This is a genomic window from Luteibacter sp. NPDC031894, assembly GCF_050273135.1.
Lineage (GTDB): Bacteria > Pseudomonadota > Gammaproteobacteria > Xanthomonadales > Rhodanobacteraceae > Luteibacter.
Window position 1 is genome coordinate 192,801 of the sequence record NZ_JBNNMV010000001.1, and the last position, 20,731, is coordinate 213,531.

34 protein-coding genes and 3 tRNA genes are annotated in these 20,731 nt (G+C 63.3%); 28 read left to right on the forward strand and 9 right to left on the reverse strand.

What is annotated here, in order from left to right; genetic code table 11:
• The first annotated feature begins 1 nt into the window (after position 1).
• The 5 genes from uvrC (at position 2) to ACQKIE_RS00945 (ending at position 2,895) form a co-directional block, all read left to right on the forward strand.
• Complete coding sequence (gene uvrC, locus ACQKIE_RS00925; RefSeq protein WP_427454999.1) at positions 2–1,825, forward strand: excinuclease ABC subunit UvrC; 1,824 nt, start codon at positions 2–4, stop codon at positions 1,823–1,825.
• Positions 1,826–1,874: 49 nt separating this feature from the next.
• Positions 1,875–2,489, forward strand: a complete 615-nt coding sequence (gene pgsA, locus ACQKIE_RS00930) for a CDP-diacylglycerol--glycerol-3-phosphate 3-phosphatidyltransferase (RefSeq protein ID WP_427455000.1) — start codon at positions 1,875–1,877, stop codon at positions 2,487–2,489.
• A gap of 38 nt (positions 2,490–2,527) precedes the next feature.
• Positions 2,528–2,603: transfer RNA gene (locus ACQKIE_RS00935), tRNA-Gly, on the forward strand.
• 80 nt (positions 2,604–2,683) lie between these two features.
• Positions 2,684–2,757 (forward strand) — tRNA-Cys (locus ACQKIE_RS00940).
• A gap of 51 nt (positions 2,758–2,808) precedes the next feature.
• A tRNA-Leu gene (locus tag ACQKIE_RS00945) sits at positions 2,809–2,895 on the forward strand.
• A gap of 68 nt (positions 2,896–2,963) precedes the next feature.
• On the opposite strand, the gene ACQKIE_RS00950 is transcribed toward ACQKIE_RS00945, so the two are convergent.
• The 6 genes from ACQKIE_RS00950 to ACQKIE_RS00975 all read right to left on the reverse strand — a co-directional run bounded on the left by ACQKIE_RS00950 (position 2,964) and on the right by ACQKIE_RS00975 (position 6,035).
• Positions 2,964–3,959, reverse strand: coding sequence for a site-specific integrase (locus ACQKIE_RS00950; protein ID WP_427455001.1), 996 nt, complete (start codon positions 3,957–3,959; stop codon positions 2,964–2,966).
• A gap of 144 nt (positions 3,960–4,103) precedes the next feature.
• A complete protein-coding gene (locus ACQKIE_RS00955) occupies positions 4,104–4,316 on the reverse strand; it encodes a hypothetical protein (protein WP_427455002.1) in 213 nt (70 codons plus the stop codon).
• Between the two features lie 195 nt (positions 4,317–4,511).
• A complete protein-coding gene (locus ACQKIE_RS00960; protein ID WP_427455003.1) occupies positions 4,512–4,787 on the reverse strand; it encodes a hypothetical protein in 276 nt (91 codons plus the stop codon).
• Positions 4,784–5,074 carry a hypothetical protein gene (locus ACQKIE_RS00965; protein ID WP_427455004.1) on the reverse strand — a complete coding sequence of 97 codons (291 nt, stop codon included), beginning with the start codon at positions 5,072–5,074 and terminating at the stop codon, positions 4,784–4,786. The genes ACQKIE_RS00960 and ACQKIE_RS00965 overlap by 4 nt, the downstream gene beginning before the upstream one ends.
• Positions 5,071–5,445, reverse strand: coding sequence for a hypothetical protein (locus tag ACQKIE_RS00970; protein ID WP_427455005.1), 375 nt, complete (start codon positions 5,443–5,445; stop codon positions 5,071–5,073). Before ACQKIE_RS00970 ends, ACQKIE_RS00965 begins: the two co-directional genes overlap by 4 nt.
• Positions 5,442–6,035, reverse strand: a complete 594-nt coding sequence (locus ACQKIE_RS00975; protein ID WP_427455006.1) for a hypothetical protein — start codon at positions 6,033–6,035, stop codon at positions 5,442–5,444. The genes ACQKIE_RS00970 and ACQKIE_RS00975 overlap by 4 nt, the downstream gene beginning before the upstream one ends.
• Positions 6,036–6,577: 542 nt before the next feature.
• Between ACQKIE_RS00975 and ACQKIE_RS00980 the strand changes: the two genes are divergently transcribed.
• Positions 6,578–7,054 (forward strand): Panacea domain-containing protein, encoded by a 477-nt coding sequence (locus ACQKIE_RS00980; protein WP_427455007.1) that lies wholly within the window; start codon positions 6,578–6,580, stop codon positions 7,052–7,054.
• 434 nt (positions 7,055–7,488) lie between these two features.
• On the opposite strand, the gene ACQKIE_RS00985 is transcribed toward ACQKIE_RS00980, so the two are convergent.
• Both ACQKIE_RS00985 and ACQKIE_RS00990 read right to left on the reverse strand, forming a co-directional pair.
• A complete protein-coding gene (locus tag ACQKIE_RS00985) occupies positions 7,489–8,025 on the reverse strand; it encodes a hypothetical protein (protein ID WP_427455008.1) in 537 nt (178 codons plus the stop codon).
• 27 nt (positions 8,026–8,052) lie between these two features.
• The gene (locus ACQKIE_RS00990; protein WP_427455009.1) at positions 8,053–8,736 is read right to left on the reverse strand and encodes a S24 family peptidase; all 684 of its coding nucleotides are present in this window, start codon (positions 8,734–8,736) and stop codon (positions 8,053–8,055) included.
• 82 nt (positions 8,737–8,818) lie between these two features.
• On the opposite strand from ACQKIE_RS00990, the gene ACQKIE_RS00995 reads away from it, so the two are divergent.
• The 13 genes from ACQKIE_RS00995 (at position 8,819) to ACQKIE_RS01055 (ending at position 15,641) form a co-directional block, all read left to right on the forward strand.
• A complete protein-coding gene (locus tag ACQKIE_RS00995; protein WP_427455010.1) occupies positions 8,819–9,142 on the forward strand; it encodes a transcriptional regulator in 324 nt (107 codons plus the stop codon).
• Between the two features lie 85 nt (positions 9,143–9,227).
• On the forward strand, positions 9,228–9,704 hold the full coding sequence (locus tag ACQKIE_RS01000; protein ID WP_427455011.1) for a phage regulatory CII family protein: 477 nt from the start codon (positions 9,228–9,230) through the stop codon (positions 9,702–9,704).
• On the forward strand, positions 9,701–9,847 hold the full coding sequence (locus ACQKIE_RS01005) for a hypothetical protein (RefSeq protein WP_427455012.1): 147 nt from the start codon (positions 9,701–9,703) through the stop codon (positions 9,845–9,847). The genes ACQKIE_RS01000 and ACQKIE_RS01005 overlap by 4 nt, the downstream gene beginning before the upstream one ends.
• A 281-nt stretch (positions 9,848–10,128) precedes the next feature.
• Positions 10,129–10,464, forward strand: coding sequence for a DUF5710 domain-containing protein (locus tag ACQKIE_RS01010; protein WP_427455013.1), 336 nt, complete (start codon positions 10,129–10,131; stop codon positions 10,462–10,464).
• 5 nt (positions 10,465–10,469) lie between these two features.
• The gene (locus ACQKIE_RS01015) at positions 10,470–11,450 is read left to right on the forward strand and encodes a ParB/RepB/Spo0J family partition protein (protein ID WP_427455014.1); all 981 of its coding nucleotides are present in this window, start codon (positions 10,470–10,472) and stop codon (positions 11,448–11,450) included.
• Complete coding sequence (locus ACQKIE_RS01020; RefSeq protein ID WP_427455015.1) at positions 11,447–11,959, forward strand: DEAD/DEAH box helicase; 513 nt, start codon at positions 11,447–11,449, stop codon at positions 11,957–11,959. The genes ACQKIE_RS01015 and ACQKIE_RS01020 overlap by 4 nt, the downstream gene beginning before the upstream one ends.
• Before the next feature lie 39 nt (positions 11,960–11,998).
• Positions 11,999–12,922 carry a DEAD/DEAH box helicase gene (locus ACQKIE_RS01025; RefSeq protein ID WP_427455016.1) on the forward strand — a complete coding sequence of 308 codons (924 nt, stop codon included), beginning with the start codon at positions 11,999–12,001 and terminating at the stop codon, positions 12,920–12,922.
• Positions 12,919–13,110, forward strand: a complete 192-nt coding sequence (locus ACQKIE_RS01030) for a hypothetical protein (protein WP_427455017.1) — start codon at positions 12,919–12,921, stop codon at positions 13,108–13,110. Before ACQKIE_RS01025 ends, ACQKIE_RS01030 begins: the two co-directional genes overlap by 4 nt.
• Complete coding sequence (locus tag ACQKIE_RS01035) at positions 13,107–14,024, forward strand: DUF7146 domain-containing protein (protein ID WP_427455018.1); 918 nt, start codon at positions 13,107–13,109, stop codon at positions 14,022–14,024. The genes ACQKIE_RS01030 and ACQKIE_RS01035 overlap by 4 nt, the downstream gene beginning before the upstream one ends.
• Positions 14,021–14,461 (forward strand): Ref family recombination enhancement nuclease, encoded by a 441-nt coding sequence (locus tag ACQKIE_RS01040; RefSeq protein ID WP_427455019.1) that lies wholly within the window; start codon positions 14,021–14,023, stop codon positions 14,459–14,461. The genes ACQKIE_RS01035 and ACQKIE_RS01040 overlap by 4 nt, the downstream gene beginning before the upstream one ends.
• Positions 14,458–14,751 (forward strand): hypothetical protein, encoded by a 294-nt coding sequence (locus ACQKIE_RS01045; RefSeq protein WP_427455020.1) that lies wholly within the window; start codon positions 14,458–14,460, stop codon positions 14,749–14,751. The genes ACQKIE_RS01040 and ACQKIE_RS01045 overlap by 4 nt, the downstream gene beginning before the upstream one ends.
• Complete coding sequence (locus ACQKIE_RS01050) at positions 14,748–14,927, forward strand: hypothetical protein (RefSeq protein WP_427455021.1); 180 nt, start codon at positions 14,748–14,750, stop codon at positions 14,925–14,927. Before ACQKIE_RS01045 ends, ACQKIE_RS01050 begins: the two co-directional genes overlap by 4 nt.
• 21 nt (positions 14,928–14,948) lie before the next feature.
• Positions 14,949–15,641 carry a hypothetical protein gene (locus ACQKIE_RS01055; protein WP_427455022.1) on the forward strand — a complete coding sequence of 231 codons (693 nt, stop codon included), beginning with the start codon at positions 14,949–14,951 and terminating at the stop codon, positions 15,639–15,641.
• Between the two features lie 7 nt (positions 15,642–15,648).
• On the opposite strand, the gene ACQKIE_RS01060 is transcribed toward ACQKIE_RS01055, so the two are convergent.
• Complete coding sequence (locus ACQKIE_RS01060; protein ID WP_427455023.1) at positions 15,649–16,176, reverse strand: hypothetical protein; 528 nt, start codon at positions 16,174–16,176, stop codon at positions 15,649–15,651.
• Between the two features lie 81 nt (positions 16,177–16,257).
• On the opposite strand from ACQKIE_RS01060, the gene ACQKIE_RS01065 reads away from it, so the two are divergent.
• The 9 genes from ACQKIE_RS01065 (at position 16,258) to ACQKIE_RS01105 (ending at position 20,728) form a co-directional block, all read left to right on the forward strand.
• Complete coding sequence (locus ACQKIE_RS01065) at positions 16,258–16,989, forward strand: helix-turn-helix domain-containing protein (RefSeq protein ID WP_427455024.1); 732 nt, start codon at positions 16,258–16,260, stop codon at positions 16,987–16,989.
• A complete protein-coding gene (locus tag ACQKIE_RS01070) occupies positions 16,986–17,759 on the forward strand; it encodes a BRO-N domain-containing protein (protein WP_427455025.1) in 774 nt (257 codons plus the stop codon). Before ACQKIE_RS01065 ends, ACQKIE_RS01070 begins: the two co-directional genes overlap by 4 nt.
• A gap of 243 nt (positions 17,760–18,002) precedes the next feature.
• Positions 18,003–18,275: a hypothetical protein gene (locus ACQKIE_RS01075; RefSeq protein WP_427455026.1), complete on the forward strand. Its 273-nt coding sequence runs from the start codon at positions 18,003–18,005 to the stop codon at positions 18,273–18,275.
• Positions 18,276–18,277: 2 nt separating this feature from the next.
• Positions 18,278–18,535 carry a hypothetical protein gene (locus ACQKIE_RS01080; RefSeq protein WP_427455027.1) on the forward strand — a complete coding sequence of 86 codons (258 nt, stop codon included), beginning with the start codon at positions 18,278–18,280 and terminating at the stop codon, positions 18,533–18,535.
• Between the two features lie 23 nt (positions 18,536–18,558).
• Positions 18,559–19,038 (forward strand): hypothetical protein, encoded by a 480-nt coding sequence (locus tag ACQKIE_RS01085; protein WP_427455028.1) that lies wholly within the window; start codon positions 18,559–18,561, stop codon positions 19,036–19,038.
• Positions 19,038–19,304, forward strand: a complete 267-nt coding sequence (locus ACQKIE_RS01090; RefSeq protein ID WP_427455029.1) for a hypothetical protein — start codon at positions 19,038–19,040, stop codon at positions 19,302–19,304. Before ACQKIE_RS01085 ends, ACQKIE_RS01090 begins: the two co-directional genes overlap by 1 nt.
• Positions 19,301–19,807 carry a hypothetical protein gene (locus tag ACQKIE_RS01095; protein WP_427455030.1) on the forward strand — a complete coding sequence of 169 codons (507 nt, stop codon included), beginning with the start codon at positions 19,301–19,303 and terminating at the stop codon, positions 19,805–19,807. Before ACQKIE_RS01090 ends, ACQKIE_RS01095 begins: the two co-directional genes overlap by 4 nt.
• 58 nt (positions 19,808–19,865) lie before the next feature.
• Complete coding sequence (locus ACQKIE_RS01100) at positions 19,866–20,090, forward strand: HNH endonuclease (RefSeq protein WP_427455031.1); 225 nt, start codon at positions 19,866–19,868, stop codon at positions 20,088–20,090.
• 233 nt (positions 20,091–20,323) lie between these two features.
• Positions 20,324–20,728, forward strand: coding sequence for a hypothetical protein (locus ACQKIE_RS01105; RefSeq protein WP_427455032.1), 405 nt, complete (start codon positions 20,324–20,326; stop codon positions 20,726–20,728).
• Positions 20,729–20,731: the final 3 nt, after the last annotated feature.

Here is a 20,731-nt window from a genome sequence, read left to right on the forward strand (position 1 = left end):
CATGGAGCACACCGAGTCGCATCCGTTCGACGGCAAGGCCTTCGTCCGCCATCTCACCACCTCCCCCGGCGTCTACCGCTACTTCGATGCGGAAGACGAGCTTCTCTATGTCGGCAAGGCGGCCAACCTCAAGAAGCGGGTGGGCAACTACTTCCTGAAGCCGCCCATGGATCCGCGCATCGCTTCCATGGTGTCGCAGATCGCCCGCGCCGAGGTCACGCTCACGCGCACGGCAGGCGAGGCGCTGCTGCTCGAATCCCAGCTGATCAAATCGCTCAAGCCGCGATACAACATCGTGCTGCGCGACGACAAGAGCTATCCCTATATCTACCTCTCCGGTGGCGAGGACTACCCGCGGTTGGCCTTCCATCGTGGCGCCAAGACGGGGCCGGGGCGGTATTTCGGTCCGTATCCGAGCACCTTCGCGGTGCGCGAGAGCCTCGGCCTCATGCAGAAGCTGTTCAAGGTGCGCCAGTGCGAGGACAGCTACTTCAAGAACCGGTCGCGTCCCTGCCTCCAGCACCAGATCGGACGCTGCAGCGCACCCTGTGTGCGCCTGATCGAGGTGGACGACTACAAGAGCGACGTGCGCCACGCCGAGATGTTCCTCGAAGGGCGAAGCAGCGCGGTGATCGATGAACTGGCCTCGTCCATGGAGAAGGCCTCGCGGGACCTGAACTTCGAGCGGGCGGCGAACCTGCGCGACCAGGTGGCCGCGTTGCGGAAGCTCCAGGCCCAGCACTTCGTGCAGGGCGCCAGTGCCGACATGGACGTGATCGCCTGCTGCATGGAAGGCGGCATGGCCTGCGTGAGCGTGATGTTCTTCCGCAACGGCGTAAGCCTCGGGTCGCGCGACTTCTTCCCACGCCTGCCGACGGACGCCTCGATCTCGGACGTGCTGTCGCAGTTCATCGCCCAGTACTACCTGGAGCGCCAGGTGCCGCGCGAGCTGGTGCTGAGCGATCCGGTGGAAGACATGGACGTGCTGGCGTCGGTGCTGTCCGACCACGCCGGCCACGTCGTGTCGCTCAAGCCCAGCGTCCGCGGCGAGCGCGCGCGCTTCCTGGAGATGGCCCAGCGCAACGCCAGCGCCGCGCTCACCTCGCGTCTCGCGAGCCGACACACCTTGCTGGCGCGATTCGACGACTTGCAGAAGGTGCTCGAACTCGAGGGCACGCCACGGCGCATCGAGTGCTTCGACATCAGTCACACGCGTGGCGAGCTCACCGTTGCCTCGTGCGTGGTCTTCGGGCCGGAAGGTCCCGAAAAGTCGCACTACCGCCGCTTCAATATCGCCGGCATCACGCCGGGTGACGACTACGCGGCCATGCACCAGGCACTGACCCGGCGCTTCAAGAAGGTGGTCGAGGGCGGCGTCAAGCCGGACATCCTGCTCATTGACGGTGGCACGGGACAGGTGGCCCAGGCCGTGGACGTGCTGCGCGAACTCGGGGTGGAGGGTATCCGCGTCGTCGGCGTGGCCAAGGGCCCGGGCCGCCGCGCGGGCGAAGAAACCCTGGTGCTTGCCGACAGCGGCAAGACCCTGCATCCGGGCACCTCCTCGCCGGCCCTGCACCTCGTGGCGGCGGTGCGTGACGAAGCGCACCGTTTCGCGATCAGCGGCCACCGCCGCCGTCGCGAGGCGGCACGGGAGCGGAGTACGCTCGAGGACGTGGCAGGCGTTGGCGCGCGGCGCCGCGCGGCCCTGCTGAAGGCGTTCGGTGGCCTCGCGGGTGTCGAAGCCGCGGGTGTCGAAGAACTGATGAGTGTGAAGGGTATTGATCGCGGCCTCGCGGAACGCATCTATGCCATGCTCCATCCCTGATCGAACGGACGCACGCCCTACGGGCGCTGCTTCCCGCACCGGCTGACTTATGCGAATCAACCTACCCACGTGGCTGACCCTGTTCCGAGTGCTCCTGCTGCCGGTCATGGTCATCGTCTTCTACCTGCCGTTCCGCGGCGCGAACCTCACGGCGGCCCTGGTCTTCGTACTGGCCGCGGTGACCGACTGGCTCGACGGCTACCTGGCCCGCAGGCTGCAACTCACCTCGGCCTTCGGCGCCTTCCTCGACCCGGTAGCCGACAAGCTCATGATCGCCGTGACGCTGTTCCTCCTGGTGCAATCGCACCGAGGCGGCTGGCAGGGGATCCTGATGGCCGTGACGGCCTCGATCATCGTGGGTCGAGAGATCAGCGTGTCGGCGCTACGCGAGTGGATGGCCCAGATCGGAGCGCGCTCGAAAGTAAAGGTGGCCTTCCTCGGCAAGCTCAAGACCGCCATGCAGATGGTCGCCCTGGTGGTGCTGTTGCTACAGCACGACGCCGAGACGCTGCGCCTGTACCACATCGGCGAGGCCCTGCTGGTCGTCGCGGGCGTGTTGACCATCTGGTCTGGCCTCGATTACCTGCGGGCCGCCTGGCCCAGCCTGCGCGGGGATCCAGTCGAACTGAAAGAAAGTGAAAAAAAACCGGTGCAGGGTGGTTGACACATTTCCCATCTGATCTAAAATAGCCGGACAACGACGCGGGAATAGCTCAGTTGGTAGAGCACGACCTTGCCAAGGTCGGGGTCGCGAGTTCGAGTCTCGTTTCCCGCTCCAAGTAATTCCACAAAGCCTCGGTCCGCCGAGGTTTTGTTTTTTAAGCGCTTCGCGGATACTCTTCGCGCTGCGCAAGCGATGGCCGGGTGGCAGAGTGGTCATGCAGCGGACTGCAAATCCGCGTACGCCGGTTCGATTCCGACCTCGGCCTCCATCGCATTCCAAGGCGCATCCGCCCCAGGGCGGTTGCGCCTTTTTTCTTTCCGCCCGGATGGCGAAACCGGTAGACGCAAGGGACTTAAAATCCCTCATCCGAAAGGGTATGTGGGTTCGAGTCCCACTCCGGGCACCATTCCATTCAACGGGTTACGCGAGCAATTCGCGCGGCGCCATCCCTACCCGTAAAAATCGCCGTAAAATTCAGTGCTTTTCGGACGTTCCCACGACCGGAACTTCGAGGTCGTAAACGTCCATCATCTGTCGTGACTTGTGGCCGCTGGCCTGTTGTTTCACGTCGCGCGTGCCCTTCGTATCCGTGATGCCTTTGCGCTTGAGGTCGTGCGGTCCGAACCTCTGTTCTTCTGTGATAGCGCCTTCTGCAATCGCGAGCTTCATGAGTCGCTGGAACGCGCTGTCGAAGCTGCTCTTTGCGAGCGGTCCGCCCGTCTGATTCACGAAGATGATCCGATCCTTGGCGTGCATCGGAATGGGGATGCGCTTCGCCACCCAAATGGTGTCGCGACGTAGTTTGATGGCATCCCATGCCTTGCGCAGCCGCGGCGTCCAGGCAACGATGTTGTCGAGCGAACCCTTCACGCGGTTGGTCATCAGCCCTTCGGGAAGCTCGGCGTCTTCCATCAGCGTGATCACCTCGATGCCGCGTAAGCGGCATAGGTACATGATCTCGACCGATGGCCATAGGTAGGGCGCTAGCGCGCCCTTGCGGTGGGCTGTGATCTTTCCTCGCTCCAGTGCGAAGTCTGCGAGTTTCCGAAGTGCGTCATCAGTGGGTAGCCGCCGGCGCTTTCGCTCGGTTGCCTGCTCAAGTCCGGCGCATGGGTTCGTCTCGCAGAAGCCGCGGTTCTTCGCCCAGCGGAACATGCGGCGAAGGTAGCGGAGCAGGGAGTTTGCCTTCGTCGGCGTGCCCTGACTCGCGATCTTGTCGATGATCTTCTGCATCAGGGGCGCGGTCAGCCCGCGCACGGCTAGCGTGCCGAGAGGGCCTGCCGCGGTAGGGAACTTGCTGGCCACCTTGCGGTACTTCTTGTATCCAGCTTGTGTAGCTGGTGCGAGACCCTTGAATTTTTCGCTCGCTTCGAACTGCTCCATCACGAAGTCGAGGGACCGCCTGTCGATGCCGGCCAGTTGCTCCATCACCCGGTGCAGGTCCGACATCAGCGCCGAGGCGTCGGCCACCTTACGGCGTGATGCCTTGGCACCGGCCAGAATGGTGTACCAGACGCGATCGCGCTTGTCCCAGTAGCAGCCCTTCGGCAGCTTGGCCTGGTCGATGTGGTCGGGGATGGAGGCGTCCGGCCTCCGTGGGCGTCCTCGGGGCATTTACACGATGTCCGGTGAATAGGCGTGGTCGTTCGAGGCCGAGGATACCCCCAATGCCTTGTTGATCGCCTCGATGGTCGTCCACGGGCCGTCAGCCCCGTCGCTGACCTGTATACCCCGGGCGCTGGCCCACCGCTTCACCGCCGCTGGCTGCTGGAGCCCGGAGAGTCTGCGAAGTTCGGCCGCGTCGATGATGTGCGGGTTCGCGCTCACGCATCACCTCCCACCCGCTCGATCAGGGCGCGCGAGCCAAGCTCCGCAGCAACTCCAGCAGGCTTACTTGCCATTGTGCCCCGCTCGTGCTGGCGCATTGCAGCGTTCCGCAGTGACCACAACCACGGGCGTGCCATAGGGCCCCATGGTTCCGACCTGCTCAGTTTTGTGGCCGCGCACGCAGGCCGCGGAGGACTATGTCAGCGTCGACACCTTGAGGTCGGGCCTGGGCTCGAACCTGCCGCACGCGGCGAGGCCAAAGAAGCCCATACCCACCAGTAGGACCATGAACCAGCCGCTCCGCTCGAACCAGTGCTGCAGTCTGGTCAGGCGGAAAAGTCGAGAGAGGGATCGGCTGGCCCGGTGCGTCGCCACGCGAATTCGATGCTCGGCACGCACTTCCCGGTCATCGGCATGCTTGATGGAGGCGTAGCGCATGGCCGCGCGCCGACGGAGGGTATGGGCGCTCATGCCTCGTTCCTGGCCACGCGCTCGTCGAACCATTGGAAGATGACGGTCACCTCGTCGGCGCCGTAGTTGCCGGTGACCTTGCTGTGGCACCGCCGCTCCCACTCCTGTCCATCGTGCTTGATGACCGTAGTGGTCTTGCACGGCGTCCATGGCCCCACCTGTTCCGGCCTCGGAAGAGTGTCGAACTCCGCTTTGGTAGCGAAACCCGCGTAGACGATCCGACCGGAGTCCAGGGGCGAGCCGCACCAGGAGTTGCGCCGCGCTTCGGTGCTCGTGCTGGCGCTCATGCCGCACCCGCCTTCGCGCGCAGTTGCGCGTTCTCGCCGGCCAGGAAGGCGCAACGTTCACGGAGTCGATCGATTTCACGATCTTCCACCGCCTGCATTTCGTTCAATGTCACGTGCATCCGGCGGTAGATCGCTTCGACCGAACAGATCTCTTCGATATTCCGGAGTGTCTGCAGGATGTTCCGGTCGGCCTGGACCGAGGGACGGCCGGCAATGACCGAGGCGCGGAACGACGCCTCACTGCAGCGCGTCCAAAGGTCCACAAATAGCTCGCGTAGCGCCTTCGATGACGGTGCATCTGCGTGACCGATGTCATCGATGGCCTTCAGGCATCCCTGCTGGACGGGCGCAATCGTTGCGAGCGCGTTCATGTCGCACGCTCCTTAATCTCCCACTTTGCGTTCGACTTTAGCTCGCGAAGCTCGATGGCGTATTCCCCGATTGAGCTGAGGAAGTACGTAAAGTCGGCAATTTCCGACATGTTGGCCCAGTTCGACTGGATGGCCGACCAGATCATCTTATTGCCAGCGGCGATGCCTCGCTCGATGGAATACATCAAGTTTTCGGCACCGTTCGCTATCGCCCCAAGCGTGTCGGTGTCTGCCTTAGCGAGTACCGGCTCCGACCAGCATGTCAACGCTACGCTTCCCCACCACGGAGCGTGCTCTTTCTTCCCAAAGAGAGTGGCTAAGACGTCGCGAACGGCTGCATCGGTGTTGTCGGGCGTCGCGCTGGATACTGCTTGGAAGCGATTTCGGATCGCAGCTTCGGCAAGCGCGGGATCGTCTCGCTCGATCGATGCCGCATAAGCGATCGGATAGCTGGCGCCATCACGAAACCAGAGGAGGTCGTCCCGAAGCTCCTCGCAAGGGATTCCCGAGGCTTTTTCCACCTCCGCGCAGAGATGAGGCGGGAGAATTTCGTTCCCTTGCAGAAGGGCGAGAACGAACTCCTCGGCCATGCTGGTCCTGCGCACCATGGCGGCAAACGCCGCCGACCGTTTCAACGGCTTTTACGAACGAATCGTCGCCGATCCAGTCGGATCGGTCGGCCGAGCCCGCCTGCGCGATAGCTGCCTGTCCCATCGTATGTCCTCCCGGACGTGGTCGATGGGCAGAATTTAGCTGACAGCTAAACTCCCTGTCAATAGCTGGCAGCTAATTTTCTTTAGCCGGAGGCTGGTGGACTGAGAGGCATGGGCCTCGCCTGCGCGTTGGCTTGGAACCGAGCAGCACGAGGACGCCGGGGAGTACGGCGATCCCGTGGTGCTGGCTATGGTGGGGCAGGTGCCGGAGCTGGCCTGACCTCGCGCGTAACGGCATTTGACGAAGCTGTCAATTATTTATGCATATCCGTATCATGGCGTGGTACGAGGCTGGCGCGACCCGAGGGTCCCCACTAGGTCTCGACGTAGACGACGCCAGCCCCTGCCCCGAGGGGGCTATGTGTGGGCGCAAGGGGAGTTGCAGCGCATGAGTGCGCGACTTTAGGAGGTCCATTCTCATGGCCACCGCTATGGACGTTGCGAAATACGTCATCCGCACCTTTCAGGCGCGGGAAGATTTGATCACTAATTTGAAGCTGCAAAAGCTTCTTTACTACGTCCAGGGTTGGCACCTTGGGCTTTACGGTGCTCGCGCCTTCGATGGCCAATTCAAGGCCTGGGTTCATGGCCCCGTCAATCTCGACGTGTACCACGCATTCAAGCACAACCGCTGGAATCCAATTCTTGATGAGATGCCCGATGTCAAGCTGTCGGCAGAGTTGGAGAAACACGTGGACGACGTACTCGAAGTGTACGGCGGCGATACCGCGTGGTCGCTGGAACAGAGGACACACAGGGAACGTCCATGGCTTGAGGCGCGTGGGACGCTTCAGCCGGATGAGGAATGCCAGACGGTGATTAGCGATCGGACGATGCAGGCGTTTTTTGAAGAACAAGGACGTGACGCTGATGGCGAAGATTCAAAAGGGAAGTGAAGGCGTTGTCCAAGGCTCGATTCACAAGCAGAAGAGTCTGCCTGACGACCTAATCAGATTTTCCTTTCGGTACTTTTCTGTGAGCGCAAAGTTCGGTTACCCCGCAACTGCCGCTGACGCGCAGAACTATCTACCTCAGCTGATGAACCGCCTTAAGGCCGTTAGTGACATGACGGTTGGCGAATTCCGGTCGAACAAAGACAAGTCGCTACGTGCGCATACGCATGATTGGGCACGGACGTCTGAGCCAGACGGCTACACACACTTAAATAAGCAGCTACGGAGTTGCGAACCGTGGCAGTTTTGCCTCTCGGTCAATCAGCATGGTCGAGTTCATGGCCTTTTGATCGACTCTGTATTTTACGCCATATGGGTCGACCCATCGCATGCCCTGTACCCATAAGTATCCCCGCCTAGGCGGGGTTTTTTTGTGCTTAGTCTCTGGTTCCTAGCCTCTTCTCGATCCGCTTTAGTGACTCGCGCGTGCTGCCGTACCACGGGGAGTCGTAACCTCGCTTGATCAGCTCTTCTAGCTGGGTCATGCGCTCCATGGTCCATGCGTGCTGAGCCTCCAGCGCGCTTGCTTTCGCCGATATCTCGATCAGCTTGTAGATCGCATACGCGCCTGCCATATATGGCAGCAGGTTAACCTTCTGATTCCAGGACTCAGGAACGAAGGCATTAAACAGCGCGAAGGCTCCCCAAATAAGCCCTGCTCCCAGCGCTAGGAGTACAAGCTCATAGGCGGTCATGAGGATGAGGATGCCAGCGCCAGCGGCCGCTATCCAGGCTATAAGCCGCCCATCTTTCCCTGCGTCGAAAAGCCAGAAAAAGAGAACGATTCCAGCAATGGCTGAAAAGATCGCTATGGGATAGCGGAGCTTCCACGGCCACGAGCTAACGTGTCCAATTTGGCCTGCGGCATCTATCGGCACGCCATTCCTACCAAGCCACCCCTTGAATCGATTCATGCTGCCCCCGTCTATCCGTGAATTCTTTTATGACTGTCGCCCGCTCGGCGGCAAGATCCCGCCAACATGGTGGATGGCTTCAATGTCGTCCTCAGCGATCACCAGGCGCTCGCCGGTCGAGATCGCATTGAGCACGTACTCGCCATCCCGGTGCCACAGGAACTCCTTCACGGTGCTCCTGCCGTCCACCAGTTTGACCATGACGAACTCGCCCATCTGCGGGCTCTTGTTAGGCTCGATGACCACGTACCAGCCCGACCGGATGGCCGGATGCATGGAGCCTCCGCGGACCTGTAGGACGTAGGCGTCCTTGTCCGTGGTCGGAAACTCGAAGTAGCCGTCCCCCTGGCCCTTCGGATATTCAAGATCGGTCCAGTACCCATCCATCCCCAAGCTCGCCGTACCCACCACGGGCACCCTCCGCAAAGACGAGCGAGGAACGTAACGGGCAGTCTCGTCAAATTCTAAGACTCGCTCGTCGGCTGGGATGTCGTGCCTGGAATCCATCCAGCCATGGGGCTTCTGCACGGCTTGCTCGATCTTGCGAGCCACGTCACCGCCCATGTTCTTGCCTCCCTTCAGCTGGCTCAGAAACGAGGGGTTCATCCCGCCAAGCCGTTGTGCCTGATCCACGGCCCGCCGCGTGCCCGCCCGCTCCAATTTCAGGAGCAGGGCCATGAGGTTGCTGTGTCTGATCTGGAATACGTCCATGGGGTCTATCTTAGCTCCCGGCTAAGTGATTGTGATTAGCTCGGGGCTTGACGGGAGATTTAGCGCGTGGCTAAATCAAGCTATGACCACGCCCCTCGACCGCGTCATCGAAATCCTCGGCAGCCAAGAAGAACTGGCCGCTCGCCTTGGCATCAAGTCGCCGTCTATCACCGGCTGGCGTAACCGAAAACGCATTCCTTCTGAGCGATGCATCGCCCTGGAAGAGGTCACCGGCGGGCAGGTGACGCGCTACGAGATGCGGCCGGATGTCTTCGGTGCTGGCGCTCCGCACGCGCCTGCGGAGCAGGGAACTGAAGAATCGCCGCGCAGTGTCCTGCGGGTGGAAGAAAGCTCCTTCGATCGACGCGATGTCCGAAACGTCGGCGAGCGCGGAGCAGTGAGATGACGTTCGATTCCATGACCTTCCCCTGTTTCGATGGCGCCAAGGTATCGGGACGCTCACTCGAAAACACGTTCGCCCGGAGCGCTCAATGAACGTAATCGATGCCGCCAAACGCCTCGTGCTGGCGTTCCCAGGCAGCTATGCCGGCATGGCCGCGGCGATGGGAACAAGCCCCAACGTCCTTCGGAACCGTGTGTCTCGCACGAACGACACGCACCACCTCGGCGTGATGGACCTGATCGAAATCACCGAGCAGGCTGAATCCGCCAACGTGCCCGATCCGCATGTCGCGATCCGCGCCATGGCTGCGCACTTCGGATTCCAGCTCGTTCGCGACGGCCACGGTGCTGGCGCGAGCGACCTTTCCCTGGCCGAACAGCTACTGCAGGCCCAACGCACGAGCAGCGAGTTGATCGCCGCAGTGATTCAGGCGCTTCAAGACGGCGTCATCGACGCTGATGAGCTGGCGCACATTGTAGCCAAGCGGCGCGCGGCAGGGCAGGCCAACGCCGAGGTTGAGGCCACCGTCCGCAACTTCACCACCCCTGTCGGAGCTGCCGCATGAGTCGATTCAGTGGAATCCGATTCCACCCGCCGTGCTGGCGCCGCGCCATCAAGCGCGCCGCGATGTGGGCGTTCTGCCACGGGCTGGCACCTGCACGCGTGATCACCTTTGCGTTCTACCACATCGACCTGCGCGAGGCGTAGCGCCGCGTCCGAAACATCGGGTGCGGCGGTTGGGGTAACCGTCGGCGTCGCACCTCACAGCCAGCTACCGATGGGATGAGTCTGAAACAGCTGGGTGCCCCGTAGCACGCATAGGGCACGACTCGAACATAGATGCGCGCCGGACAGTCTGCCTGCTGCGAAGGGCACCTTCCGAAGCTCCCTCGGCAACGGCCGTAGGGATGCTTTCGGAACCCCCAAAAGCAAAGCCCAGCGGCAGGACAGAGCGAATAAGTGACTTACCTACAGGGTATAGGGCGCGCGTGAGCAAGAACTCGAAAAGGCCGTTTCGGCGGGCGTTGAAGAAATTCCGCGCAGGCATGCGCGAGCTGAGTGCCGAGCGCGCCGCGAAGGCTACGCCGCGTGAATCAGAGTCGCCGCCGGCGACAGCGCGCTTTCTCACCGTCCCGTTCGACGAGCGCTTCAAGGTCAAGCGGGTCGGCGCCCGCTGGGATGCGCTCAGCAAACGCTGGTGGTTCGACCCGAGCCGCCAAAGCGAAACCGAATTTCTCCCCTGGCTTTGCCCTGTCGATGGTGACGGGCGCTCTGCCACCCGCGAATGGCACCGCGCGAAGCGCAACCGATCGAAGAACCGATAATCACGATGAACCGACAGACCCTTCCCCTCGAAAAAATTCAGATCGGAGGCGGTACGCAGTCGCGGGCCGCGCTCAATGAAGACGTGGTCGCCGAATACGCAGAGACCATCAAGGCGGCCACCGACCTGCCGCCGGTGACGGTGTTCCAGGACGGCAAGAAGTTTTGGTTGGCCGACGGCTTCCACCGCTTTCACGCGCACCGCAGGGCGGGCGCGATCCAGATTGAGGCGGACGTTCGGGTGGGCACGAAGCGCGACGCCATCCTGCACTCTGTGGGCGCGAACGCCGCGCATGGGCTTCGCCGGTCGAACGCTGACAAGCGCTGCGCGGTCCGCACGTTGCTCGCCGACAAGGAGTGGGGCCAGTGGAGCGACCGCCAGATCGCGGACGCCTGCGGCGTATCCCACCCGTTCGTGGCCGCGCTTCGGAATCCCCAGCGAGCCGAGCAGCAGCAGGCACACAGGGACGCTTCGAGCGCGCGAAAGGTGGAATCCGATTCCACTCTGGCAACTGCCGCGGCGCCCGCCCAGCCTGCATCCACGCCGCCCGTACTGGAGTCTTCGCCCGCAGCCGTGACGCAGGCAGGTGAGGCCGAACAGGTGCCCGAGCTCGACGGGGTCATCGCCTACGTGCCAGCGGATATCGCCCCCGACCTCGTTCAAGTGGAGGGGCAGGACGAAGCGCTGGTCACCGACGACGCCGAGCTTCTCCACGAACTTCAGGAGGAGAACGCGCGCCTGGTCGAGCTGCTCCGTGTCGCCGAGGCGAACGACCTCGCCGCGGAAGCGATCAAGTGGAAGCGCATCGCCGAAAACGCCGAACGGCAACAGGCCCAGGCGATGGATTCGGCGGCCGCCAGCCAGAAGCGCGAGCGGTGGACGAAGAACCAGCTGATGCGGTGCGGCGCGGCAGTCGGCGAGGAAGACCCGGCGAAGATCGCACGCGCCGTGGAATTGGCGGTCAAGCAGGCGAGGGCTGCCGCGTGAAGGTAGACCTGCGCCCTTATCAGGCCGCCGCCTTCGATAAGGCGCGGGAGGCCATCCGTCAGGGTGCGAAGCGCATCCTGGTCGTCGCGCCCACCGGCAGCGGCAAGACCGTCTTGGGCTCCGCGCTCATGGAGATGGTGCGCGAGAAGCACAATCGGGCCAGCTTCGTCGTGGACCGGCTCAGCCTCATCGAGCAGACGAGCGATACGTTCGACAGGTACGGCCTTGACCACGGCGTCATCCAGGGCGGACACCCGCGCTGGGCGCCGGCATACCCGCTCCAGCTGTGCAGCATCCAGACGCTCTCCCGCCGCGGTCGATGGCCTGAGACGAACGTCGATATCTTCGATGAGGCGCATGTCCTCCACACGGCCCACAAGAAGCGCCTGGACGCAGGGGAATCGATCGTCGTCGGCCTGACCGCGACCCCGTTCACACGTGGCCTTGGCAAGTGGTTCGACGCGGTGATTAACGTCATCACGACGCGAGAGCTCATCGCCGCTGGCTGACTGGCGCCCTACCGCATGTTCAGCTGCGCGGCGCCGGACATGTCCTGCGTCACCGTGAAGAAGACCGGCGAGTGGGACGAGGCAGAGACAAGCAAGAAAGCCCTGGAGGTAGTGGGTGACGTCGTCGCGGAGTACTTGAAGCACGGCGAGGGTAGGAAGTTCATCTGCTCGGCGGTCGACACGAAGCACGTGGACGCACTCGCCAAGCAATTCCGCGAGGCGGGCATCAACGTCGCCACCTACACCTTCAAGGACCGCGAGGAGGACCGCGCCGACACCACGCGTGAATTCCGCAAGCCGAACAGCGAACTGCGTGGCCTCATCACGGTGACCGCCGCCTCGCGTGGGTTCGACGTTCCGGACGTGTCGTGCGTGATCATGGCGCGCCCCCTGCGCAAGTCACTGGCCGAGCACATCCAGTTGCTGGGCCGCGGCCTGCGCATCGCGGAGGGCAAGACGGACTGCATCGTGCTGGACCACAGCGGGAACTGCGCGCGGTTTTTCCAGGACTGCGAGGCCTTCTTCGACGAGGGAATCCACGAACTCGACACCGGGAAGAAGGCCGCGCGCAAGGCGCCCAAGAAGAAGATGGCGGACGCAGTTAAATGCCCGCAATGCCGTGCGCTGCATTTCCCTGCCGCTGAATGCCCGCACTGCGGCCATGCCTACCCTCGCCGGCAAGCCGTGAAGCATGTGCCCGGAACGCTGAAGGAGATGATCGCTGGCGGCCACAAGAAGGAACTCACCAACACGCTCTGGCCGATGGTCTGCGGGTACGCCCTGAAGCGCCGCGGCGAACGCGAGATCGCGAGAAAGATGGCGTTGGCAATCTACAAGGACATCACTGGCGCATGGCCCACGCAGGACTTCTCGCGTACGCAGCCGGCGGAACCGAGCCGGGAGGTGATGAACCGTATCCAGGCCGCGCAGATCAGGCATAAGCATCGGAGGAAGGCCGCTTGAGCACGGTCACACCCGAAAACATCTCGCCCCTGGCGCTTCTGATGGTCATTGGCTCGCTGGGCTCAAGGATCAGCGCTGTCGACGGGAAGCTATTCGTGACGCGTCGGCGCGAGCTACCGCCGGCAGTTATCGAGGCGATCGCCCGCCACAAGGCTGAACTGATCAGCATGGCCGAGGTGCGCGCATGAAGGCTCGCGACCTGGCGCAAGGCAAATGGCCGGCGATCCTGGCCTCCCTCGGCGTTGACGGGAAGGTGCTCGATGGGAAGCACCACCCGTGCCCGAATGGAGGGGAGGGCACGGACCGGTTCCGGTTCGCTGACCGGAACGGCAGTGGGAACTTCTTCTGCACCTGCAGCGAAGGCGACAAAGGTGGGCTGGCGCTTCTGATGTGCTGCAAGGGCTGGAGCTACGCGGAGGCATGCAGGGAAGTCGAGCGCGTTGCGGGCCACGCGCAGCCGGCACCCGCAAAGGAGCGCCAAGATCCCCGCGGCCGGCTCAACCGGATCCGCGAAAAGGCCAGAGCCGCGGGTCCGGCAGTGCGGGAGTATCTCGCCGCCCGGGGCCTCGAATGCCCGCCGACGTTGAAGCAGGTCCGGGAGAAGTACTACCAGGACAGGGGGGACTGTCGAGGCGAGTTCGACGTGATGGTGGCGCTCGTGGTCGGTCCTGACGGGAAGCCGGAAACCTATCACCGGACCTTCCTTGACGGAGCACGGAAGGCGGCGGTCCCCTCGCCGCGGAAGGTTCTCACCCCTGTGCGCACGATCAACGGTGGCGCCGTGCGCCTTTACCGCGCCGGGCCCCATCTCGGCGTCGCCGAAGGCATCGAAACGGCGATCGCGGCGCACATGATAAGTGGCCTGCCTGTGTGGAGTGTTCTCAACGCGAACGGGCTGGAGACTTTCGTCCCGCCGACGGGCACGGAGCGCGTCACGATCTTCGCCGACAACGACAGCAGCTACGTTGGGCAGGCGGCGGCCTACGAGTGCGCGCGGCGCCTGGCCGCACCACCGTTCCGTCTCCAGTGCGACGTGCGCATCCCCGACCATCCTGACACCGACTGGAACGACGAGTTGCTCGGCCGGGAACGTGCGGCATGAAGCGCGGAAAACCTCTCACGCGCCGCACGTGCCTCGTCGCACGCGCTGGCCTTGCCCGAGGCAGGTGGTTCAGGAGCGGCCGCAGCACCGGCAAGCCGACCAAGGCGCAGGCCGAGCGCATCGACCGGCTGAAGCACGGCGAATGCATCTGCTGCTGGATCAACCGCCAGCAGGGCAGGGCGACAGCCTACTTCGGCGGCTGTGATGCGCACCACGTGCTGAGGGGCGGCCGCCGCATCGGCCACGACGCCACGCTGGCCGCCTGTGCTTGGCATCACAGGGGTGTGAAGCCGTACGAAGCCATGACCGACGCCCAGGCGACGGAGATTTTCGGCCCCAGCCTCGCGCACGGCTCGAAGCCTTTCCACGCGATGTACGGCTCCGACCAAGAGCTCCTCGAACTGCAAGAGACCCTTCTCACCATGGAGACGCCATGAACGCGCGCCACATCCTGGAGCCCATCGGCACATTGGCGATCGGTGCCATGAACGCAAGCCACATCGCGCAGCTTGCGCGCCTCGTCGTTACCCGTGAGGGCCGCACGCTCGTGTCGATGGACCTCGATAGGCAGGTGTATGCGACGCCTGCGGAACACCTGTTCAGCAAGGCAATGCTGCGCCAGTACTCCGACCGTTGCGTCGGCACCTACGCGCCTGATTCGACGGCAGGAGACATCGCCGAGGACTTGGTCCAGCAATGGAAAACCGACTGTGGGGCGGCCGCGTGAGCATCGGCTCCTTCATCTGCCTGAGCCTGGTCGTGCTCCAACTCGCGGCGCAGATCCGGGCCGTGTTCTACGAAGGTCGACGTCGCACGAAGCCTCCGGACGCCCCTGTGGACCCCCGACGCGCGTATCTCGACCGACGGTCCGAGATCGAGCGCGATGCCCGCCGCCGCCTCTAACGCCATGTGCCAGGAATCACCATGCTGACCTTCGAACCTACTGAAATCCTCGCCCGCCGAATGGCGCGGCTCAACGCGGCGAACGTGCGATTCGACATCGGCGCCGGCGGCGGCGTACCAGCATTGACCGCGCAGGACATCGCCGCAGCGCTCGGCATGGTTCCGGCGGGCCTCGGGCTCGAACTGTTGCTGGCGGTGAACTGGCCAGATGCCGCCAAGCGCAATCGAAAGCGCCTGCTTGAACTCCTCACGGTTGTCCAACTGCGAGAGCACAACGATCGCGAGCAGGGCATGTTTCGCGCTCTCTGCCAGGTCGCAACGGCTGAGCCCCGCGACAAGCAGCGCGCCACGGCGGCCTACAGCGCGGCCCACATGGCGCGATGGCCGCAAATCGTCGTGAAGAACGAGCCGCTCACGTTCGCGGGACCCTACGAGGCGATCAGGCTGGCCGTGATCGAGGAACTGGTTCACCCGAGGCAGTGCCCCGAGTGTCGCGGCCGCGAGTTACGCGACCGCGTCGGCCAGCCGAAGACGTGCGATAGGTGCCTTGGCAGCGGCGTGGTTCAGTACGGTTCTACCTGGCGCGCGAAGAGGCTCGGCAAGACTCGTGCGACTTTCATCCAGAGCTGGAAGCCTGCCTACGACTGGCTCATGGATGTATGCCGTGCGCATCTCGCCGAGGCGGAGTCGGAACTTTTCCGGAGACTTCGTTGATGGACGTCTATACCTCGAAGTGATCGCCCGTCAGTAAGCCGATGAAGCCGTTCGTCAGCGATTCGCCGTTATCGGCTTTACGGGCTGCCTCCGCTTTTATGGCAGGCCAGTGCTTCTCGGCATAGTCGTAATATCTCTTGCGATGCGTATCGCCGTCGTCGCCTTTGTGGTCAGCATCGCATGCCAAGTTCCATTCGTACGATTCGTTGACCAACTGCATTGCGGCCGCCTCTTCAAACGAAAGAAGCGAGGGAGCGTAAAGGTACAGGGTGAGAAGGCGCTTGAATTCATCTCGGCCAGCTAGGTCATCGAGCAACTCGCCGAGGAACATGTACTTGTCGTTTGGCGGCAGGCGCTGCGTATTCAGCCCGACTTTAATAGCCCATTCGACGGCCTGGCTGAGCGATCGCCCTTGCACCTTTGCGAGCATCTCAAGGCCGAGCTTAAGCCGAGGGGTCAACCGGATGCTGAACTGCTCAAGCTGCTCGCTCGTCGACTTCTTCGGCCGACCTGGTGGCTTTTTGATTGTGGTCATCGTTACCTCCCGAGAGCGCAGTTTACAAAAACTATTGACACCGCGTATTCCAGTCCATACAGTTCCGATAGGTTTCGCAGTGTGAAAAAACTGGAGAGCGCAATGGATGGTGTCACCCGAGTGGCATACACGGTGGTGGAGGCAGCCGAGGCCCTTGGAATATCCCGGACCCGCGCCTTCGCAGCAGTGAAGGCCGGAACCTTGAAGAGCTACAAGGACGGTCGGCGACGCATGGTTCCGGTCGCCGCAGTGTCGGAATACGTGCGGCATAAGGAGGGCAATGCTTCAGATGCCACCTATAAGCGAAAGCCCCAGCGTTTGCGGCGCCGGGGCTTTCAATGGAAATCACCCTTGTCAGGAAATTTCATGAAGAATCATATGGCTGGCGCTGTCAATGCGCAAGAGCACCTTGTCCGGGCCTACGACCCTGACATCGACCGCTACGTCATGCTCGCCGAGTCGGAGGCGGCGGAGGTCAAGGCCATCACCGGCGTGAAGACGACCGCCAACGGCTGGCTCATGACGCCGGCGCTGGTGCGTCAGCTTGGCTTCGGCCGCTCACCGTTCCGGGACTACCCAGAGCCCGAAGACCCGCGTGTGGTGCACCTCGTCGAAATGGTTCCGCCGGGCACGCTGGTCGGCCAGGTCGCGACGGTGCACTGGCAGGCGACCATTCTGCGCGCGGACGGGGTAAGGCAAAGCATCGTGATCACCGATCTTGCCGACGCCCGCGACGAGCTCTTCTCGCTGTTGCCGGAAGACGAGCGCCTGGACATCGCCGCGCCGTTCCTTGGGCGGAGGGCCGTGGCATGAGCGCTCTCATCCCGTTCCAGTTCGGCGTCGCGCCTATTCGCGTGGTCGAGATCGACGGCGAGCCATGGTTCGTCGGCAGAGACGTAGCTACTGCGCTGGGCTACGCAGATACCACGAACGCAATCAAGCAGCACTGCCGTGGGGTGGCGAAACACCACCCCATCCTCGATAGCCTCGGCCGGACACAGGAGGCGAGGGTGCTGAACGAGGCGAACGTCCTGCGCCTGATCGTCAACAGCAATCTGCCAGCCGCTGAGAAGTTCGAGGCCTGGGTGTTCGAGGAGGTGCTGCCGACCATCCGCCGCACGGGAACCTATTCTGTGGGTCAGGCTCGCTTGGCGCCGGTGGCCGACGATTTCCGCGCCCTGCACGACATCGCCCAGGTTGCTGGCCTCACCGGCTCCGCAGCAGTGATTGCAGCGGCGAACGCAACGGCGCGGCGCACGGGTGAGAACCCGCTCGCGCTCATCGGGATGACGAGCATCGCTTCTACTATCCAGGAGCGGCTGCTGACCGCAACGGACATCGCGAGCGAGATTGGCCTTGCCAGCGCCCAGCGTGCGAATGCTCTTCTGGAGCAGATAGGCCTGCATACTTCGGAGCGATCGGGACGAGGCAAGAAGTCGTGGCATCCCACGGCTGCCGGCCAGCCATTCGGCCGATGGGAAGACACTGGCAAGCGCCACAACGACGGCACGCCGGTGCATCAGTGGAAGTGGATTGAAAGCGTCCTTGACGAGATTCTCCGCAGGCAGCCCCGCGCTGCGTAATTGTATGATTCCCGGCCATACAGTTCGATCTCTACAATGCTCCTGCCTCTTCGGCCGCCCTGAGCAAATACGCGGTCGAAACCACATAAGAAGCCGCCGCCGAAACGCGGGGGCTTCGTCGTTATAGCGTCCGAAGTGGAATCCGATTCCATGTGACGCACCGTTTGTGCCCGACCTCCCGCGGGCGCAACGGTCGCCGCGCCGCTACCCCTCGGCGCGGCGACCACCTTCTTCGGAGAAACGATGGAACCGCAGACGCTGAGCAAGGTGGCAGGTATCTCGCTGCCGCGCGCCAGGGTGTGGGCTGAGCCGCTCTCCACGGCTATGCACTTGTACGACATCGAATTCGACTGGCGCATGGCGATGTTCATCGCCCAGGTCGGGCACGAGTCGCTCAGCTTCTCGCGCACGCGCGAGATCTGGGGCCCGACGCCGGCCCAGGCCCGCTACGAAGGCCGCGCTGACCTGGAAACACCCAGCGTGGTGATGGCGAGCGCTTCCGGGGTCGCGGGCTGATCATGATCACCGGCCGCGCGAACTACGCCGCCACGTCGAAGGAGTTCGGCGTCGATTTCGTGCATAGCCCCGCCCTGCTCGAGCGCGAGGACTACGCGGCCCTCACTGCTGGCTGGTGGTGGAAGGCCCACGGGTGCAACGAGATCGCCGACGAGCGCGATTTCGTGGCGCTAACGCGCCGTATCAACGGCGGCCTGACCGGCCTGGAGGACCGCACCCTTCGCTGGGAGCGGGCCAAGTTCGAGCTAGGTGTCAAGTGATCGTACCGGAAGACGAAGTTGCCATGGCACACGAGCGCGTTGAAGCCACTGAGGCGTATGCCACCGAGGTTGCGCTCCAGCACATCAGCGCATACGCCCCATTCCTTGGCGCCATGGAATCGGTCGAAGACCGCGGCATTACCTCGTTCGAGCGTATCGCCTCGACGCGTGCCGTGAGCAAGGCCGAAATGACCAACCTGTTAGGGCATGACATCCGCCGTTTCGTTCGCTCGCTGCGCCCGCGCACGGCGATCTATCCGCAACTCGGCTCGGTTCGCCTAGCCGTGCTGGCGCACGTTGCCATGGTCATCGGGACGCCGGCGCTGATGCAGTGCCGGGAATTGTGGGATGCCATCAGTCTGTCTCGCTGGGATGACGCCCAGGATGTTTTGCTTATGACCAGGTGGCCGGAGCGCGCGACCGCAAATGACGAGCGCCGCCGCATGCTCGAGTTGGCGAGGATGATGCGCACGGGTCTCGTGCCGATCGCCTGGACGCACTGATGGTAACCGGCACCGGCCGCACCCGGATACGCGAAGCCAAGACCCTTCAGGGTGGCGTCGCGCTCATCCTTCTCCTGATGTTGTTCATTTGCATCTGGGCGTTGATCTACGTGCCTATCCCGCCGGCGAACAAAGACACGTTCAACCTCATCATCGGTGGACTGCTCAACGCCATCGGCATGCTGACCGCCTACTTCTTCGGGACGAACCAGAGCACCGACTTCCGGCTCACCCGCCCGAAGTCGAGCGAGGGCGGTGGATCATGAGCACCTGGGTGAAGGCGGCGATCGCGCTGGTGCTGTTCGGTGCCGGTTTCGGCGCTGGCACCTACGTCCGCAGCCAGTCGGCGCGCGCTGACGTGAACGAGGTGAAGCTCGACCGAGCCGCGGACCAGACGGGCCTTGCCCTGGCGTCGGCCCAGGCCGAAGCCGCACAACGCGCCCACGAACAGAATCAGGCTGCTGGTATTCATTCCGCAGCCGAGAGCTACCAGAAGGGCAAGGCCGATGCCGAGAGCGCCAGCAAGAGGACTGTGGATGATCTCGTTGCTGGCAATCGCCGGCTGCGCGACCAGTGGGCAACCTGCCAAGTCACCACCGCTGCTGCAGTGTCGGCTTCCGCCGGTGGACAGCGCCCTGATGGAGGAGACCGACTACGTGCAGATGGTGTCGGACGAATTCTTCGAGCCGTCGGCCAGTGCCAAGCCCAGCGTGACGCGCTCCAGCAAGCCCTGATCAACGAACGTGCCGCGACTGAAGACCATCGGTAGCCGAGTGGCGATGGCGCCCAGCAGGCAGCCTGCACCTCAGCGCACGGCAGATCGGCGCATGACGGGCAGGGCGCTGCAGGAACGTCGCCTGCGTATATGGTCCCAGGACCCACGCTGCGCTGACTGCGGTCGCCTGGTCGCGATGCACGAGTTCGAGCTCGACCACAAGGTGGCCCTGCTCAATGGCGGGGCAGACGTGGACGAGAACTGCCAGGTGCTGTGCAGCGGGCCGGATGGGTGCCACCACCGAAAGACGCAGGTCGACCTCAGTCGATCGGCATGAACGCGAATGAGTCGCATCGAGGCAGCCCGACGACCGGGCGAGGCTGAACGCGAATGATTCTTGTCGCCGAGCGTGGGGGCGGGTCGAAAGTCTGGGCCGATTCGGCCCGGAAACCGACTGTCCACTCACGCACGGAAAATTTCCCCTGTTTGATTAATTGCAGCAGGGGTCGGAAATCAAACAACCCGCGCCGCGCAAGGCTTCGAGCCCGATCCGGCGCACCGAGGTGATGCATGCCGCGAGGTGGCTCCCGCCCGGGTGCTGGCCGACCGAAGGGCAGCACGAAGCCGGGTAAGAAAGCGTCCGCACCGAAGGCGGACACGAAGAAGACGAAGAGCGCAAGGACGACCGGTCGAAAGGTCGCCGCGATACCGCCGGGACCGCGCCCGGACGATCCGGTGTTCGACGGCGAAGTCCTTCCGGCCAAACTCTCACCCCTGGACTACATGCTCGACGTGATGAACAACCGAAACGCGGAGGCTGACCGTCGCGATCGCATGGCCGTCGCCGCCGCTCCGTATGTCCATGGAAAGATGGGCGAGAAAGGGAAGAAGGACGCGAAGCGAGACGCCGCGGCGAACGCGGGTGGATCGTTTGCCTCGACGCCCCCGCCGCCACGCACCTCGCGGGTGAACTGAGCG